This is a genomic window from Chlorobaculum sp. 24CR (assembly GCF_004118635.1).
In the GTDB taxonomy this organism is placed as follows: Bacteria; Bacteroidota; Chlorobiia; order Chlorobiales; family Chlorobiaceae; genus Chlorobaculum.
Genome location: NZ_SDGU01000037.1, coordinates 18529 through 36728, shown reverse-complemented (window position 1 = coordinate 36728; position 18200 = coordinate 18529). Strand labels below are relative to the sequence as shown.

The following is an 18200-nucleotide window of genomic DNA, read 5'->3' as shown; positions in this document are numbered from 1 at the left end:
TCAGAGGTTACACAGCAGCAATCAGCTGCATGAAACAACGGCGAGTTACCAGCTTAAACTCGACCCGATTCTGTCTGACGGCTGGGGTCCACTTCAGTGGTCTTGTAAACGGGGGCAGGTCACTGGCACTGAAAAATCAGCGTGCGAGGAGCAAAATTGTTCTGGTCAAAGCGGGTATTTGTAGAGGGCGGGAAAGTCAATAAGAAACTTGATTTCTTGCTTTTTTTGGAGTTATCTCATTCAGAAGTTTATGGGGAAAAGAGGAAATGTTGCTACAAACAAGTCGTACACACGAAAAGACGCCTCATCCCCGCTTCCAGCGGTTGTGCAGCCAGAACCACTCTTCGGGACGGCGGCGAATCTCGGCTTCGATGGCTCTGGTGTAGCGAACGGCGAGCGTGGCGATATCCTCCTTGTTGAACGTCAGATCGGAGGTGTCGATCGTGCTGACGGTGATGGTGTACCGGCCATCGCCATTGCTGGTGCAGATGGGCATGAACATCGGCACTTTCGCTCGCAATGCAAAGAACGCCGCGCCGTGCAGAATGGTGGCTCGCCGTCCGAGGAACTCGTCGAAATTTGCTTCGTCCGGATCGGACTGGTCGCCGAGAATGGCCAGCGTCCCGCCCTTCTGCAAAAGCCGCAACCCCTCCCTGACCGACTGGGCCGGGTAAACGATACGGTTCCCTCGCATCGTGCGGTACTCGTTCATCTTTGTGTCGATCACCCGGTTGCGCAGCCGTTTGACGATAATGGTGACGGGATGGATCATCAGGCCGAAAGCCATCGCCATCAGCTCCCAGTTGCCATAATGGGCCGAGATAAACACCGCGCCAGTCTCACCGGAGCGCTGCCACGCCCTGAACGCAGCGTCGCCTTCGATATCGACCAGAGCAGCAGCATCCTCCCGGGTCCGGATCAGCGGCAGACGCATGACTTCAAGAAAGGTCGAGGCAACGTTCCGGTACATGGCCGTTGCGATACGGCGGATTTCCTCCGGTGATTTTTCGGGAAACGTGAGACTAAGGTTGCGGTAAACGAGCGCGCGCCGGAGACCGAGAATGCGGTGCAGGAAATCGCCGACGAACGCGCCCAGCCGCCGGGCCTGTTGGCGGTTCAGCTTCCGCACCACCAGGCCGAAAAGATTGAGCGCCTCGAACGTCAAGCTCTGGGATACCTTTTCCGATCGCTCCCTGATGATTTTTTTGAGCCTTTTTCCGTCAAAGCTCATGAGAATCGCACCTCATTCAAGTTCATAAATGCTCTGCTGAATCTGATCCGTTTTTCAACGCGCCCGGCTCTCCGGCGAGCTTTGCCGGAACGCTATCGCGCCTCGGCGTTGCCCGACCAGAGACGCGCCCGAGCAAAAAAACCATCCTGAAAGTACAAAACGAAGCGATAGAAGAAAACAGGAAGTTCCCCGTCATACCGTCAGATTGAATAGGAGTTGCCTGCTGCGCCAGTCGCTTTTCGGACAGCTTCCGCCACGGCCGCGCGCCAGCGGAAGCGCGCATTGCGCCTATTGCGATTTTTTCGGGCTGTTGGCGAACGGCTTCCCGCATTATATTTATTATATAAAAGCAGTATCCACTGAACGTAATGATTTCACTTTGACCGACATGCCAACCAAGCTGTGCTCCCATGACGAAATGCTCCTGAAGGTCCGCGACTGGCAGGCCGACGGGGAGAGGGTCGTCTTCACCAACGGCTGTTTCGACATTCTCCACGCCGGGCACGTGCGCTACCTCGCCGCCGCCCGCGAGTTGGGCGACCGGCTCGTCGTCGGCCTGAACAGCGACGCATCGGTCAAGCGACTCAAAGGGCCGAAGCGCCCGGTGGCTCCGGAGCTCGACCGGGCCGAGGTGCTCTCGGCGCTCGGGGCGGTCGATGCCGTCACGCTCTTCGACGACGATACGCCCGAAGCGCTCATCGGCATGGTGCTGCCGGATATTCTGGTCAAGGGGGCCGACTGGCCGGTCGAAAAGATCGCAGGAGCCGGAGCCGTCATCGAGCATGGAGGATCCGTTTTGACCGTGCCGCTCCTCGAAGGCCGCTCGACGACCGGCATCATCGAGACCATCATTCAACTTCATTGCCCAAAACAGACCGGTGGATAAAGTCAGGAAATTCAGCTTTTTCGTGATGACCGCCGCTTCGGCCATCGTCATCATGCTCGTCATCGCCGCCGCCCTGGTACTCAACAGCGGCATGGTGGATCTGTTCGCCAAAAAGCAGCTCATGGCGCTCTTCAACAACGAGTACCGCGGGCGGCTCGAACTCAGGGAGGTTCGGTTGCGCTTCCCCGACCAGGTCACCATCGTCGGCCCCGGCATCTTCGAGGAAGGCTCGACGCAACCGGCGGCCCGAGCGGACAGCATCAGCATACGCTTCAATTTCCTTTCGCTGCTCAAACCGAAAATCACCCTGCTCTCGTTCGGGAAGGTCGATGTTGACGGCGCACAGGCAAGCATCGAGGAGTATCCTGGCGGGCAGCTCAACATCGGCAAAATCTTCACCCGCAAGCATCCCGAAGAACCGGAAGTACTCGCTATCGGCAAGTTCCGCGCCCGGCGGCTCGCAGTCAGAAACAGCGCGTTGTCGTGGAAACCGGCTAACGCGCCCGCCTACCGGCTGCAAAAGCTCCAGCTCGAAATGTCGAAGGTGTTCGTGGCCAAGTACGAATTCATGGGCACGATCAAACAGATGCAGTTCACCATGCCCGATCGCGGCCTGACGCTCCGGAAGGGTTCCGGCTCGCTCGCCTTTTCATCGGTGCGCAGCGACGTGCTCGGCCTCGACCTCGAAACCGCCAAAAGCCGCGCGCAGCTATCGGTCTCCGTCGATGGACTCGACATCTTCTCCGGCATCTCGAAAAAGAGCCTGCTCAACAAGCGCACATTCATCCATGTCGAATCACTGAACCTCGACACCGCCGAACTGAACCGCGTCATCCCTGTTCCTCCGACGCTCCCCTCCGGCATGTATCAGATCAAGGGCGACGCGAAGGGCACCCTCGGCGACCTTCAAATCCTGCCGACAAACATCGGACTCGACGGCAGCCACCTCGCGTTTCAGGGCGAAGTGCTCAACCTCCTCGACCCGGAAAGCGTCTCGTTCAACCTGCAAATCGGCAAATCGGCGCTCTCTGCGGAGTTCATCGCCCGGATGCTCGCCGAAGAGCGCTACGGCAAACTCGCCAGGGATGCCAACGGCGTGAACTTCAGCGGCCTGTTGCGCGGGCGGCTCAACCAGTGGATGACCGATCTGGATTTCAAAACCGCCATTGGCAGCGGCTCGACCGGGTTTGAAACGAAACGCCTGGCTGAAGGAAGCTATCAGGTTAACGGAACCTTCGCGCTCGAAAAAACCGAACTGCACCGCCTCCTTGGTATCGAAAAGGTTAAAAGCGGCTTTACCGGCTCAGGCTCGTTCAGCGGCGTTTTCGGCGCAGGCGGCGTCGGTAGCGCCCATCTCGAAACCTCCGTCACGAGCGCGTTCTGGCAGCAACAGACCATTTCATCCGGCTCGGTCACGCTCGACCTGAAGGGCAAAATACTCGACCTCTCGACCGACCTCAAAAGCCCGGACGGCGGCAGCATCGTCATGGCGGGCCTCATCGACTTCTCAACCCCCGCGCCGTCGTACAATGCGGGAGGGACGGTCAGAAAACTCGATCTCTCCAGAGCCACCGGCCTTCAGGATTACCGGAGCGATCTGAATGGCCGGTTCGATCTGAAGGGCCGTGGCGTCGATCCCGCCTCGCTGAACCTCAAGGCCAGCATCGTGCTGGAGCCCTCGTCGTTCAGCGACTTCCGCTTCAGGGAGCGCTCGGCGATTTCGGCCAGCATCGTGCAAAGCGCCGGGTCCTCGGCTGTGTCGCTGGAGAACGAGGCGTTCGACCTCTCCGTGCAAGGCTCCGCCTCGATGGCCCGGATGATCGAAGCCCTGACAATGGCGTCGGCCTGCATCGCCAGGGAGAGCGGCGGCAACGCCGCCATTGCGCTTCCGCGCGGGCCGTCGCCCTGGGCCTTCAGCTACAAGCTTGTCGTGCGCGACCTCACGCCGCTCAAGCCACTGCTTCCGGCAAAGGAGTTCCGCTTCAAAGGCTCCGCCTCCGGCAAGGCCGCCTTTTCGGGAAGCCGCCTCTCGCTGGACGCGACTCTTTCCAGCACCACGCTCTCCAACGGCCCGTCGTTCGAGGTTGGCGACACCGCAATGACCGGATCGATGCAATGCACGGCGGCGGGCGTCGAGACAGCTCGCCTCTCCGGGACGGCGGGCGCGATCAAGCTCTTCAACAGGGAGCTGAAAAGCCTGCGCCTGAATTCGTCGTTCGACGCTGGCCGCCTCACCACCTCGCTCGATCTCTTCATGCCCCTCTTTTCGGAAAAGCTGAGCGCGGCCTTCACTGCCCGGCGCTCCGGCAACGTCGCCAGCGTCTCCATCGACCGCATCGCGCTCACCACTCCGGCGGGCGTCTGGCAAACCGCGCCCGGCGGCACCCTCGATGTGGCAAAGAATAGTCTGCGCTTCAACAGCGTCAGGTTCGCGAAGGGCGCGCAGTCGCTCCAACTCGACGGTCTGCTCAGCAACGCCGTGCCGGGCGCTTTCCGGGGTACACTCTCCGGCATCAGCCTGGCTGAAGCGAAATTTTTCCTGCTCGACCCCGCGCTCAAGCCGATGAGCGGCTCCGTTAACGCCACCTTCACGGTCAGCGGCGCGCCCGGCGCGAAGACGAGCGATCTCGATCTGCGAGGTTCCAACGTGAGTTGGGATGAACTGAAGATCGGCGCGATGCGTCTGACGGCGCGTCACGCCGGAGAGCAACTGCGCTTCGATTACGAAAGCCGTGGCACGGCAACCCTGGCCGGAACCACCACAGCCGCGCCGGTCAACACCATCAAGGGTTCCGGATCGATTCCCTTGGTGCTGAACTACTCGCCATTCGAGGTCAGGATTGCCGATAACCGCCCGATCAACGCCACCATGCACTCGGACGATCTGTCAGCCGCTCTCGTCACCTACATCGTCCCGATCTTCGATTACGCCGAAGGGATCATTCCAACCGACCTGCGCATCACCGGACGGATGCCGAAACCGGAGATATTCCTGACCACGCGGCTCCGGGATACCCGGATCCGGATCGCGCCGACACAGGTCATCTACCAGGTCAACGGCCAGATTTCCGGTACGCCGTCGCGCATCGACTTTGGCCGCATCGAGTTCAGGGACTCCGGGGATGGCGTCGGCACGATCAGCGGCATGATCGGCCTCGACGGCCTGAAGCCCGTTACGGTCAACCTCAACGGCGCGTTCAGAAACCTCTTGCTCTACAACAAAAAGGACATGAAGGACGACACCTCCTTCGGCACCATCCGCGGCACGACCGGCAACCTCCGCTTCTACGGCGAACTGACCGCCCCCGTCGCCGAGGGCGATCTCAGGCTGACCTCGACCAACTTCAGCCTCTACCGCAAGGGATCGAGCGAAAGCGCCAAATACATCGGCGTTGAAAAATTCATCACCTTCGTGCCGCGCCGCCCCGCGCCGAAACCGGCTGAAGCCGCCGCGCCGCCCGAAAAACTGGAGTTTCACTACAACCTGCTCGACATCCTGCAAATCAAAAATCTCAGGCTCTCGAACAGCGCGCCGATCAGAGGCGCCATGATTTTCGACCGAATCAGGGGCGAACGGATCGAAGCGTCGATGAACAACCTTTCGCTCGTGGTCAACAAATCAGGACAGCGATTCAGCCTGTTCGGTTCGATCGATATAACCGGCGGCAAATACGCCTTTTCAAACACGAGTTTCGACCTCGAAAACAGTGGCCGGGTAGCGTGGAATAACGAAGAGATCAGGGAGGGCCGCCTGATCGACATCTATGGCGGCAAGCAGGTGACCGCCACCGACGCCGAGACCGGCGAGCGCGACAACGTCCGGCTGCTCATCGCCGTCAGCGGCACCATCGAAAAGCCGGATGTGCGCATGGGCTACTACCTGAACGACGATACGCAGCCATACTCCTCGTCGAGCATGATCGGACGCCAGGCGAGCCACATCGATCCGAACGCCGACCTGAACGTCATCTCGATGCTCTTTTCACGGCAGTGGTACCTCAATCCGGAACGGCAGGGTTCGAGAGGGGTCAGTCCCGTATCGAGCGTCGGCATCTCCGCGGGCACCGGCCTGCTCTCCTCGCAGGTCTCCAGCATCGTGCAGAATCTGGCCGGGCTGGAGAGCTTCAACGTCAACCTCGGCGCTGGCGCGAACGGCAACCTCAGCGGCCTGGAACTCTCCTACGCCATGCTCGTGCCGGGTACCGGCGGCAAGGTGAGGTTTGTCGGCACCAACACCACGCCCGTCGCGGGCAGCAGCACCACAACGAACTACTACAACGGTTCGTCGCAGAAGATCGAATACCGGGTCACGCCGAAAGTCTATGTCGAAGCGTTCCGCTCCTACGGCATGACCACAAACGACGCCACCTACACCAACCTGCAAAAGCCGACCGAAAACTGGGGCGTCAGCGTCTCGTACCGCGAAAAGTTCCACACCTGGAACCAGTTCTGGAATAAGCTGTTCGGCGAGAAAAAGAAGGAAAAGGAGAAGGCCAAAAAAGAGTGAGGCTTCCTATACTCATTATTTTTCATACCTTTAAAGATTGTTTTCGCCCATTCCGAACTCCCGATCCGTTGCCGGAATTACACCCCGGAGGCTGGGATAAACGGCGGAACGCCACAGAGCCTGAACCATCGATCTATTACTGAACCGTGCTGACTGGCAGGAACATTCTTCTCGGCATCTCCGGCGGCATCGCCGCTTATAAAACGCCGCATCTGGTCAGGCTTCTGAAGAAGTCGGGCGCTGAGGTGCAGGTGCTCGCGACCGAATCGGCGCTGAAGTTCGTCAGCGAACTCTCGCTCTCGACCGTCTCCAGGCGAGCGGTGCTGACCGATATTTTCTCGGCGGATGCGGGGCACGAATGCGAGCGGACGATGCACATCTCGCTCGGCGAATGGGCCGACGCCCTGGTCATCGCCCCCGCGACGGCCAACACGCTCGCGCGGCTCGCCACCGGTCTGTGCGAGGACATGCTCTCGCTCTGCTTCCTCACCCTCCGCCCCGGCAAACCGGTGCTGATTGCCCCGGCGATGGACGGCCACATGTACGACTCCCCCTCGGTGCAGCGCAACCTCGCAGTGCTGACAGAACAGGGCTGCCTCGTCATGGAACCCGAAAGCGGCTCGCTCGCTTCCGGCCAGTGCGGCCTGGGGCGGATGCCGGAACCGGAGACGATCTTCGAGACTTTGACAAAGATGCTCGCCGTGCCGGAACCATCGCCGCTTTGCGGCAAAACGGTGGTGGTCACCGCCGGGCCGACACGGGAGAAGATCGACGACGTGCGCTTTCTCTCGAACTACTCCTCCGGCAAAATGGGCTTCGCCATCGCCGCTGAAGCAGCCCGGCGCGGCGCGACCGTGCGCCTCGTGACCGGCCCGGTCAATCTGCCGACGCCGCCCGGCGTGGAGCGCATCGACGTCGAGAGCGCCGAACAGATGCTCGCGGCGGCCCGACCGCTCTTCGGCGAGTGCGACCTCTTCATCGGAGCTGCCGCCGTAGCCGACTACCGTCCCGAAGCGCCGGCCGAGGGCAAGATCAAGAAGAACGAAGCCGCGATGGAGATTCGCCTCGTCAGAAATCCCGATATTCTCGCCGGGTTCGCCAACGGACGCAAACCCGGCCAGATCGCCGTCGGCTTCGCGCTGGAGACGGCGGGCGGTATCGACTACGCCCGAAAAAAGCTGACGGACAAGAAGCTCGACCTGGTTGCTTTCAACATCTACGATGGCCGCACCTCCGGCTTCGAGGTCGATACCAACGCGCTGACCCTGCTCGCTCGCGACGGCAGCGTCACCGAACTGCCGCTGCTCGGCAAGGAGAAGGCCGCCGCAAAGCTGCTCGACGCGGTCGAAACCATCCTGCCCCGTTAATTTCAAAGCTCAACGTTTCATGATAACGCAGGAATCCCTTTTCGATCCCGTTCCGGAAGCTCCCGACCGGCAAAAATCTCCGGCGGAGGGTCTCGGCGATCTGCGCCGGATGAGCCTCGAATGTCGGCAGTGCCGCCTGGCGGAAACGCGCAACAGCGTGGTGTTCGGCGAAGGGAATCCCGAAGCGCGCCTGTTCGTTATAGGTGAGGCTCCGGGAGCGGAAGAGGATGCGCAGGGCCGCCCCTTCGTAGGCCGCTCGGGCCAGTTGCTCGACAAGATTCTGCTGGCCATCGGCTTCGAGCGCAAGGACGTTTATATCGGCAACATCATCAAGTGCCGACCGCCACAGAACCGCAATCCGCTCGCTGACGAAATCGACTGCTGCAAGCCGTGGCTCATGCAGCAGCTCGAAATCATCAATCCGAAGGTGCTGCTCCTGCTCGGACGGGTGGCGGCCAACACCATGCTCGCCAACACGCAATCGATGGGTTCGATGCGCGGCAAGCTCATCGGCTGGAACGGATTTGATTGCTTCGTGACCTACCACCCGGCGGCGCTGCTCAGGAATCCGAACTGGAAGCGCCTCTGTTGGGAGGACGTGCAACTGCTCCGGGCGCATTACGACAAGGTCTGCCCGAACGGCTGACCGGATACTATGAAACTATGGAAGGACGAGGATAGAAAAAAGGAATGAAGCCATCACGCGAACCGCAAATCGATCTCAGCCGTGACATCGACTTCAGCAAGGAGAGCCGTGTGCCGCCTTACTCGATCGAGGTCGAGCAAGAGGTGCTCGCCTGCATCCTGCTCGAAGAGGATCCGATCGAACAGGTGATCCAGATTTTCGGCGACAACGGCGAAGCAGTCTTTTACGAGAAGCGCCACCAGATCATCTACAAAGCGATGATGCAGCTCTACCAGAAGCGCCAGGCCATCGACCTCATCACGGTGAGCGAGGAGCTGTCGCGCGTCGGTGAGCTGGAGAACATCGGCGGCAGAGCCTACCTCGGCGAGCTTTCCGGCAAGGTAATCAGCTCGGCCAACATCGAGTTCTACGCCCGGCTGGCCAAGGAGAAGTTTCTCTACCGGCGGCTGATCTCGATTTCGTCGCACATTTCGAGCGCGGCCTACAACACCTCGATGGACATCTTCGACCTGGTCGAGAATGCCTCGCAGCAGTTCTTCAACATTTCGCAGGCGGGCGTCAAAAAGAAGGCGACCAGCATCAAGGAGCTGCTCAAGACGGCGACCAGGATGATCGAGAATCTCGGCTCCTCCCACTCCTCGGTCACGGGCATCGGATCGGGCTTTTCGGAACTCGACGAATATACTGCGGGCTTCCAGCCGTCGGACATGATTATCATAGCCGCCCGTCCGTCCGCCGGTAAAACCGCCTTCGCGCTGGCACTGGCGCGCAACGCAGCGGTGAACTTCAACACGCCGGTGCTCTTCTTCAGCCTCGAAATGGCGGAAATCCAGCTCGCGCTCAGGCTGATGTGCGCCGAGGCCTACGTCGAGTCGCAGCTCGTGCGGCGCGGCCAGATTTCGCCGGAGATGATGAACAAGATCATCAACAGCATGGACGCCCTGGCCGACGCCAAACTCTTCATCGACGACACGCCCGGCATCTCGATCATGGAGCTCTCCGCCAAGACTCGCCGCATGAAGCAGGAGCACGGCATCGGCATGGTGGTGGTTGACTACCTCCAGCTCGTCACGCCGGTCAGGGACGGGCGCTCGAACCGTGAGCAGGAGATCGCGCAGATTTCGCGCTCGCTCAAGGCGCTGGCCAAAGAGCTGAACATTCCGGTGATCGCCCTGGCGCAGCTCAACCGCTCGGTCGAGCAGCGCACCGGCGACCGCCGCCCCCAGCTCAGCGACTTGCGCGAATCCGGCTCCATCGAGCAGGACGCCGACATGGTCATGTTCCTGTCGAGGCCGGAGATGTACGGCACCAAAAATTTCGAGGATGGCTCCTCGACCAAAGACATCGCCGAGGTGGTCATCGGCAAACAGCGAAACGGCCCGATAGGTACGCTCAGGCTGCTCTTCCTGAAAAACTACGGACGCTTCCAGTCAACGGCCAACAGCTACCTGACCGCCGCGGATTCCGGGCACGAGCAGCCCGAACCCTCGCGAGCGGGAGGCTTCCCGGAACCGCCGTCCCTGCCCGAACCGCCGCCGATCGATATGGACAGTTTCATCAACAATTCTGACGCCGCACCCTTTTAGCCCCGCTGGTCATGGTTTACAAAAAAGCACCGATACCCTCCGGCGACGCGCCGGACTCACGCACAAACTCCAGCGATCACCCCGCCACGTCAGGCAAGGAGCGCCGGTATCGAGGCATCGGCAGTGCGAAAGGGTTCGCCATTGGCGAGACCTACAAATTCATCAAGGAGACCATCGAGCACGAAACCGCCGAACTCTGCGCCGGGAATATCGAGGAGGAGGTCGAGCGCTTCATGACCGCCCTGAGCCGCTCGGAAAAGGAGCTGAAAAAGATCGAACGGGTGACAACGCGCAAGATCGGGCGCTTCTACTCCGACCTGTTCCAGGCGCAGATCATGCTGCTCGAAGACCCGGTGCTGATCGACGCCATCACCCGCCGCATCCGCGCGGAGATCAGGCCCGCGCACCAGGTCATCGAACAGGAGTTCGACAAATACCTCGACAGCTTCATCAACTCCGACGACATCATTTTCCGCGAACGGGCCGCCGACCTGCACGACATCAAGGACCGCATCATCCGGAACCTGCATATCCGCAAGCTGCACTCCTGGGTGCCCGAAGGCTCCATTGTGGTGTCGCACCACCTCTCGCCTGCGGACATCATTCTCTTCAGCCGCAGCAACATCAAGGGCTTCGCCACCGACACCGGCGGCAAAACCTCGCACATCTCGCTGATCTGCAAATCGCTCAACATCCCGATCGTAGTCGGCCTGGGCAACTTTTCGCAGAAGGCAGTTTCGGGAAAACGCATCATTCTCGACGGCAACGAAGGCGTGGTCATTGCCGATCCGCAGGATGAAACCATCAACAGGTATCTCCGAAAGCGGGAGGAGGAGAACAAGCGCGAGGCCGACGACTCGATCATGGCCCACCGCCACGCCTTCACCCGGTGCGGGGCAAGAATATCGGTCTGCTCGAACATCGATTTCAAGGAGGAGATCGAACATCTGGATTCGATGGGCGCCGAGGGGGTCGGGCTGTTCCGCACCGAGAACCTCTTTCTCGACGACCTCAAGCCCCCCAAAGAGGCTGCGCAGCAGGAGTACTACCAGGAGATGGCCGAGATGCTCACGCCGAAACCGCTGGTCATCCGCCTGTTCGACATCGGAGGCGACAAGCTGATCTACTCGCCCGTCAAGGAGCCGAACCCGAACCTCGGCTGGCGAGGCGTCAGGATTCTGATCGATGTTCCGGAAATTCTCGACACCCAGCTCCAGGCGGTCATCAAGGCCAACAGTCACGGCAATATCGACGTGCTGATCCCCATGATTTCGTCAGTCGAGGAGATCATGCACATCAAGCAAGCGATCGGGAAGCACCACAAACACCTCAACACACTCTCCAGCGAGCCGCTCGAAAAGCCGGGCATCGGGGCGATGATCGAGCTTCCGGCGGCAGTCGAGCTGATCGACGAAATCAGCCGGATCGTCGATTTCGTCAGCATCGGCACCAACGACCTGACCCAATATACCCTCGCCGTTGACCGCAACAACCTGATCGTGCAAGATCTGTTCGAGAAGTTCCACCCGGCCATCATCCGCCAGCTCCACCGCGTCATTACGACAGCGCAAAGAAACCGCTGCCGGGTCTCGCTCTGCGGCGACATGGGTTCGGATTCCCTGGCAACACCCTACCTCATCGGGTGCGGACTCCGGGAGTTCAGCATCGTCAGCTCCGACATTCCGGCGCTCAAGGCGGCGGTTGGCAAATACACGGTCGAGGAGTGCGAAGCGCTCGCCGCCGAATGCCTCAAACTCTCCAGTTCATCGACAATCAAAGCCCGCCTCGAAGCGTTCGTCAAAGCGCACTGAGCAGGCGGCGAACGGCTCCTGCCTGCCCGGTTTCAGACTCCGCACCCCCAACTGACCGATAGCCTGCACACAAGCGGCGCTCATCCCGGAGCGCCAAAACAGACCATCAATGAAACTCCCCACAACCCCGCCGCTAAGATATCTATATATAGAGGTACTCCAGCAACGCGGCATACGCAATGCAGCAGCAACACTTAGAGAAAAATATACCTATAAATTATTCTATCTAAATATTTTAGCTGATAGCATCGCCACGCGCTTTTTCCAACAAATATACATACAATTTCACTATAAATCCTTGCTGAAGCGTTTCGATTTCAGTACTTTTAACGGCAAATCCTGCGGAAATTTTACGAAAGCTTTATCTATTTAAAACGGCGCGGTAAACAGTTCGTCAGTACAAGAGCAAAACCGTACCCCTTCATAGCAGGTTATCCGCTGGCAGTCCGGTTCTGAAAACAGAACTGTCTGTGATGCACTGTTTCGCTAAAATTGCTTTATCAACGAAAACTCTTCAAAAAAAACCGCGACGTAACCATGAAAAAATTAATCACGCTTGGCTTGATGCTTGTAACCCTTCCTGGTATAGCCAGGGCAGACATCGTTAACCTTAACTTTGATACTTTGTCAACAGGCGTTTCGGTGGGTACTGCTTATAGCACTGAAGGCATATCTTTTACAGGATTTACCACCTTTTCGGCAGATGGTATTGGCAACACCTCGGAACCGAATATTGCTGTTGGCACAAAGGCAGGATACCAGGTAATGCAGGTTAATGATGGCTTTACTGCATTGACATTAACCGCCGGTGCTGCTGCCGCATCATACAGTGGCTTTGGGGGTAGCGTCACACCTCAAGCGCAGATATTGATCATGTCCGGAGATAACGGTACTGGTGACATATTGGCATACGCTGACATTACCGGATCGTTAACCGATTTCGAAGAGATGAGCTTTTCAGGATTCGGCACAGCAAAGTCCATGATTCTGAGCGCGAATCCTTATCAGGCGGGCATGGATGCAATAACTATCACGACGAACTCTCCCACGCCCGTGCCTGAGCCGGCCAGCGTTGCGCTGCTTGGCGTCGGAGGCGCGTTCCTTTTCGGCTTCAGAAAGCTGAACTCGAAAGAAGAGTCTCCTGCCGGAGTCTGATCGCATCGTTTCCATCCGATAAAAAAGAACCCCTTCTGAGCTCCGGAAGGGGTTCTGCTTTTCAGGTTAGTGCGCCGGGCAAGAGACTCCTGGCCTTCTCAAAAGCAAATCTTTTTTGCCAAACGATAGCCTTCGATAAAAAAAATCCAGAAAACAGCTCCCAAGAAACATATATATATATGCACTTACACGATACGCTGACAGTAACGATACAGCAATCCTGACCGTGTATTTAACCGACAAATAACAGTATTTAAATACCTTAACAAACAATACATCTACCCCTTCTTTTTTCACAAATATAGATGAAATTGCACTATAAATCCTTGTTGAAGCCTCTCGATTTATTTACTTTGAGATGTAAAGCCTGCGGAAAAATTACTGGAGCTTTATCTTTTTTAAAAGGCGCGGCAAACAGTTCGTCAGTACAAGAGCAAAACCGTACCCCTTCATAGCAGGTTATCCGCTGGCACTCTGGTTCTGGCAACAGAACTGTCTGTGTAGTACTGATTCGCTAAAATTGCTTTATCTACTAAAACACTTTTAAAAAAACCGCGAGGCAATCATGAAAAAACTAATCACGCTGGGGTTGGTGCTGCTGTCAATGTCAGCACTGAGCAAACCGGCAACGGCGGCTTCAACAATCTGGGACATCAATTTTGGAGCAACTAAAGCTTTTTTTGGGGAGGGAGAGATTGGATCTACGGGAGATTACTGGAATTACTATACAGGTGATAGTGCCGGACAGTTGTTTAGTACAGGATACCCTCCCGTTTACTCAAATGTAGCGTTTTCTTTTGATGGTGCTTCTTCAACAGGGAGCAATCTTACTGGCTATATATCAGGTAATGAAACATTCACCTTAAGCGATCTGGGTTCTGATACCGCCTATGAGGTTTATGTATATTCTACTACTGATACAAGCACTTTTGGCTTGTCGGGTACTGGTGTGACATATGAAACCACCGGGACATCATTAATAGGTGGTACCAACTATAATTGGGAAAAATACTTGGTCACTACGTCAACGCCAGGAGTAATTAGTTATACAGGAACAGGCCAATTGAATGGTATGCAGGTACAAGCCGTTCCAGAACCGGCCAGCGTCGCGCTGCTTGGCATCGGTGGAGCGTTTCTTTTCGGTTTCAGAAAGCTGAACTCGAAAGAAGAGTCCCCTGCCGGAGTCTGATCTGATTGTTCGATACATCTGAAAAGCAGAAACCTCCTGAACGCCAGGAGGTTTCTGCTTTTATGCCCGCACGACAAGATGCTCCAGCAATTCAAGCCCGCCGCGCTTCGCCCTGCCCGATTCAAATTCCACATCCACGCTCCCCTTAAACCACGTTGCTTACGAGCCAACGAGCCTCGATAAGCATCTTTCGTAAAAGCTCTTTCCTTGTCCGGCGCATCAGAAACATCCGCCCGCCACGCTCCATCCAGAACCTTGACACGAAAGCGTTTGAACACTTGGCAAATCCGGCTCTGTCATGCCATAAAAAAAGCCGCTCCGGAAGCAATCCGGGCGGCTTTTTGCTGTGCTTTGGCGAGCGTTCTGAACGCGCTACCTGAAATCCTCGATCTTGGAGTTCCGGCGATAAGCGTTCAGATATTCGGAGAGGAACTGCTCCTGCCTGACCTTCATGAGTTGCGGCAGCACCTTCTGCTTCTCGGCGGCAAGATCGAGGCCAGGCGCAAGCTGGCGGCTGGTCAGCACCACGAGCGCATAGCCGCCGCTGGTCTGTACCGGCTGCGAAAGCGCGTTCGGCTTCATGCCCGCCATCGCCTCCACGAGTCGGGCATCGACGCCGTAACCGTCGATGAAGCCGTCGCGCCAGCGGATTTCATTCGAGGTGACTTTGCGCAGAGACTTGTCCGTCGCGGCAATCGCGTCGAGCGAACCACCGGAGCTTTTCGAGAGAGCGACCAGCTTCACTTTCAGCGCCGCGCCCTGCTTTTCGCGCACCAGCTCGGCTTTGATCATCGCCGTGAGCTGGGCATCGAGCTGGTGATAACCGCTATCGTTCTGCGTCAGCAGCTTCGTGACCACAAATCCCTTCTCGGCATCGAGCACATCGGAAATGTCACCCTCTTTTGCCTTGAACGCGAATCCGGTAATGGCCTCGCCCATGCCCGGCACGGCAAGCAGACTCTGGCGCGAAAAATCGCCGGTTTTGCCCACATCGAGCTTTTGCGTCTTGGCGGCTTCGTTGAAGCCTTTCGACTTTGCCTCGGTCTGGAAAGCCTGGGCCTGACGCTTGATCGTTTCGGAGGTCTGCGTGGATGCCTTGATCTGCCGTGCGACCTCGGAGGCGACAATCTGTCGGTTATCGAATCCTTCGATCTTGATGATGTGCAGGCCGAACTGGGTCTGCACCGGCCCGACGATCTGGCCGGGGCGTCCGGCAAACACCGCCTGCGCGAACTGGGGCACCATGCGATCTTTGGTGAACCATCCGACGAAACCGCCGTTGCGGGCGCTGCCGGGATCCTCGGAATATTTGGCGGCCAGCGAGGCGAATGAAGCGCCGCTCCTCAGCTCTTCGGAAATCTTTTTGAGCAGCCCCATGACACGCGCGGCATCAGCCTTGTCCGACGGATTGAGGCGAACCAAAATGTGCGAAGCACTCGCCACCGGCTCGCCGGTCGTGATGCTCTTGATTTTAAGCAGGCGATAGTATCCCTCGTCGGCGATCGGGCCGACAATCTGGCCGGGCGCGAGTTTCGGCGAGCTGAACACCGCCTGGCCCGCGGCGGGCGAGAAATCGGCTCGTGAAAGAGAGACCTTCGCCGAGTTCGGCATGTCGCTCTGAATCTTGACGAACTCGCTGTCGCTCTGCGCCGAGGCGAATTGAGGAATCAGTCCGTCGATCTCCTTTTTGACCTGAACGCTGTCCTGCGCCGATGGGGTCAGCGGGAAGAACACAAATTCAGCGCTGCGTACCGCATCCTCCTTGAACTGCTCCTTGTGAGCGTCGTACCACGCCTTGACCTCTTCATCCTTGATCGGAAAGTTGCTTTCAGCGCCCGCATAGCTGTACGGGAACGGTATGAACGAACCGGCAAAAGTTGTGAACTGGCGCTGAACCACTTCGGTAAGCTCGGGATCGGTGACGACGACCATGGTTTTCAACGTCATAAGCAGCTTGTTAACCATGAGTTCGCGTTTGACCACCTCCTGAGCGTTGAGCCAAAACTCTTTGGCCTGCGGATCGCTGCGCGCCTTTTCAAGCAGCTCGCGGTCGATCTGGCCGGTTCCGGGATCGGTGAAGTTCTGGCGAATGATCGCTGGCGGGTTGACGGTGCTGTTGACCGCGGCGAGCACCTCCTGATCGGTGGCGCTGATTCCATACTTCTTGAGCAACTGCGCCAGAAGCGTCTGATCGACAGCGTAATTCCAGGCCTGTTCGCGGAACTTCGCGTCGAGGCCTGAAGTGACTTCCGCGCCCGGATTGCTTTGCCGGAAACCGGCGACCAGGTTGTTGTACAGCGCCTCGTACTGCTTCGTGGAAATCGCCTCGCCATTAACCTTCCCGACTGCGCCCGCCTTTTTGGTCGGCCCGGTGAAGTTCATGCCCCACTCGAACACGATAAGGCCCACGAATGCTGCCACCAGGACAAACAGCACGATGTGCGTCTTGTCCCTCAACTTGCTCATTAGTGCCATAACTTGTCTGTTCTGTCTTTGACTGTTATTCGTTGTTGTCTGTCCAGCCTTCACGCCCGCAAAGCGGCACAAAGGCAAAGTTGTGAAAAATCTCGTGCTCGAACCGATCGCCCCTGCGCCGGATCACGGTCATCTGCTGCGAGCTGAGATCGCCGACCGGCACAATGAGCACGCCTCCATCGGCAAGCTGGTTCATGAGCGTATGCGGCTCGTGAGGCGCGGCGGCGGTGACGATGATGCCGTCGAACGGCGCTTCCTCCGGCCAGCCGAGGGTTCCGTCGCCAAGCCGCCGGTGAACCGGCAGGCCCAGCGCATCGAGCACGCGCCCCGCCGCTTCGTACAACCCGGCGATGCGCTCGATGGTATAGACGCGATAGCCGAGCGCGTCGAGAATCGCCGCCTGGTAGCCCGATCCGGTGCCGATCTCCAGCACCTTGCCGGACGGAACACGCTCGGCGAGCAGCGAGGTCATGTACGCAACCGTGTAGGGCTGCGAAATGGTCTGGCCGAATCCGATAGGCATGGCGTTGTCGCTGTAGGCGTATGGCCTGCTTTCGGCATCGACGAACAGGTGACGCCTAACCATCCGGAACGCTTCGAGCACTCCCGGATTGCCGATGCCGTACCGTTCGAGTTGCGCGGCCATCTCCAGGCGCGCCCGCGCCATGTCGCCATCCTGTTGCATCATCATGTATGTCCCGAGCGATTCCTGACTGCAGGCCGTCATGGAATCCGCATAAGATTCGCTACTATTGCACACTGACAAAAGATAATGCAATTCCGGCCAATGCAGTATACCATTTTCGGGCAGAATTCCCGACAAGGCAGCTACGTTCTGCTGGTCGAACTTGACCGCAGAATCGAGGTAGCGTTCGGCAAATTCCGCAAGGGGGAGCCGCTCGAACTGAAGCCGGGCCGCTACCTCTACGTCGGCTCGGCGCTCGGCGGCGCAAAGGGGCGCTTCCCGCTCGCCTCGCGTCTGTTGCGCCACGCATCGAGAAGCGAAGGTCGCGACGCTCATGCCATTCGGCAGGCGCTGCTCGATCTTTTCATGTCATGGGAATACCGCCCGCCCGCCGGTAAAAGGGATAAAAAACTGCACTGGCACATCGACTACCTGCTCGACCGAAAGGAAACTGAAATCGGGCACGTGTTCCTCTTTCCGGGAGAGAGGAGGCTGGAGCCGCAGCTCGCCGCGCTGCTCGCCGCAATGCCCGAAACCTCGGTGGTAGCCGACCGGCTCGGCGCGCAGGACGCCACCACCGGCACGCACCTGTTCAGGATCGGCGAAAGTGCTGCGGTGGTAGCGGAGCTGGAAAAGGTGTTCGCTACTCACCAAAAATAGGA

General features: G+C 58.2%; 14 protein-coding genes. 10 read left to right on the top strand and 4 right to left on the bottom strand.

Annotated elements, in window-relative coordinates; genetic code table 11:
- Positions 1-304: 304 nt before the first annotated feature.
- Together EST62_RS08455 and EST62_RS08450 are read right to left on the bottom strand one after the other, a co-directional pair.
- Positions 305-1231: a lysophospholipid acyltransferase family protein gene (locus tag EST62_RS08455; protein ID WP_129051663.1), complete on the bottom strand. Its 927-nt coding sequence runs from the start codon at positions 1229-1231 to the stop codon at positions 305-307.
- 22 nt (positions 1232-1253) lie between these two features.
- Positions 1254-1643: a hypothetical protein gene (locus EST62_RS08450; protein ID WP_129051662.1), complete on the bottom strand. Its 390-nt coding sequence runs from the start codon at positions 1641-1643 to the stop codon at positions 1254-1256.
- On the opposite strand from EST62_RS08450, the gene rfaE2 reads away from it, so the two are divergent.
- From rfaE2 to EST62_RS08405, 9 genes are all read left to right on the top strand, one after another.
- The gene (rfaE2, locus tag EST62_RS08445; protein ID WP_129051661.1) at positions 1620-2117 is read left to right on the top strand and encodes a D-glycero-beta-D-manno-heptose 1-phosphate adenylyltransferase; all 498 of its coding nucleotides are present in this window, start codon (positions 1620-1622) and stop codon (positions 2115-2117) included. The genes EST62_RS08450 and rfaE2 overlap by 24 nt on opposite strands.
- Positions 2110-6624 carry a translocation/assembly module TamB gene (locus tag EST62_RS08440; protein ID WP_129051660.1) on the top strand — a complete coding sequence of 1505 codons (4515 nt, stop codon included), beginning with the start codon at positions 2110-2112 and terminating at the stop codon, positions 6622-6624. Before rfaE2 ends, EST62_RS08440 begins: the two co-directional genes overlap by 8 nt.
- Positions 6625-6770: 146 nt before the next feature.
- Complete coding sequence (gene coaBC / locus EST62_RS08435; protein ID WP_129051659.1) at positions 6771-7991, top strand: bifunctional phosphopantothenoylcysteine decarboxylase/phosphopantothenate--cysteine ligase CoaBC; 1221 nt, start codon at positions 6771-6773, stop codon at positions 7989-7991.
- 19 nt (positions 7992-8010) lie between these two features.
- Positions 8011-8637 (top strand): uracil-DNA glycosylase family protein, encoded by a 627-nt coding sequence (locus tag EST62_RS08430; RefSeq protein WP_129051658.1) that lies wholly within the window; start codon positions 8011-8013, stop codon positions 8635-8637.
- 44 nt (positions 8638-8681) lie between these two features.
- The gene (dnaB, locus tag EST62_RS08425; RefSeq protein ID WP_129051657.1) at positions 8682-10223 is read left to right on the top strand and encodes a replicative DNA helicase; all 1542 of its coding nucleotides are present in this window, start codon (positions 8682-8684) and stop codon (positions 10221-10223) included.
- An 11-nt stretch (positions 10224-10234) separates the two neighbouring features.
- Positions 10235-12034 (top strand): phosphoenolpyruvate--protein phosphotransferase, encoded by a 1800-nt coding sequence (gene ptsP / locus EST62_RS08420; RefSeq protein ID WP_129051656.1) that lies wholly within the window; start codon positions 10235-10237, stop codon positions 12032-12034.
- A gap of 109 nt (positions 12035-12143) precedes the next feature.
- Positions 12144-12407 (top strand): hypothetical protein, encoded by a 264-nt coding sequence (locus EST62_RS08415; protein WP_129051655.1) that lies wholly within the window; start codon positions 12144-12146, stop codon positions 12405-12407.
- A 164-nt stretch (positions 12408-12571) separates the two neighbouring features.
- Positions 12572-13189, top strand: coding sequence for a PEP-CTERM sorting domain-containing protein (locus EST62_RS08410; protein WP_129051654.1), 618 nt, complete (start codon positions 12572-12574; stop codon positions 13187-13189).
- 565 nt (positions 13190-13754) lie between these two features.
- On the top strand, positions 13755-14378 hold the full coding sequence (locus tag EST62_RS08405) for a PEP-CTERM sorting domain-containing protein (RefSeq protein WP_129051653.1): 624 nt from the start codon (positions 13755-13757) through the stop codon (positions 14376-14378).
- 372 nt (positions 14379-14750) lie between these two features.
- Here the strand turns inward: EST62_RS08405 and EST62_RS08400 are convergent, their stop codons facing one another.
- Positions 14751-16853: a peptidylprolyl isomerase gene (locus EST62_RS08400; protein ID WP_129051652.1), complete on the bottom strand. Its 2103-nt coding sequence runs from the start codon at positions 16851-16853 to the stop codon at positions 14751-14753.
- Between the two features lie 25 nt (positions 16854-16878).
- Entirely contained in the window at positions 16879-17541 is a 663-nt protein-coding gene (locus EST62_RS08395) for a protein-L-isoaspartate(D-aspartate) O-methyltransferase (protein ID WP_371414688.1), read from the bottom strand.
- A 99-nt stretch (positions 17542-17640) separates the two neighbouring features.
- Between EST62_RS08395 and EST62_RS08390 the strand changes: the two genes are divergently transcribed.
- Complete coding sequence (locus EST62_RS08390) at positions 17641-18198, top strand: DUF123 domain-containing protein (protein WP_245153555.1); 558 nt, start codon at positions 17641-17643, stop codon at positions 18196-18198.
- Positions 18199-18200 lie beyond the last annotated feature (2 nt).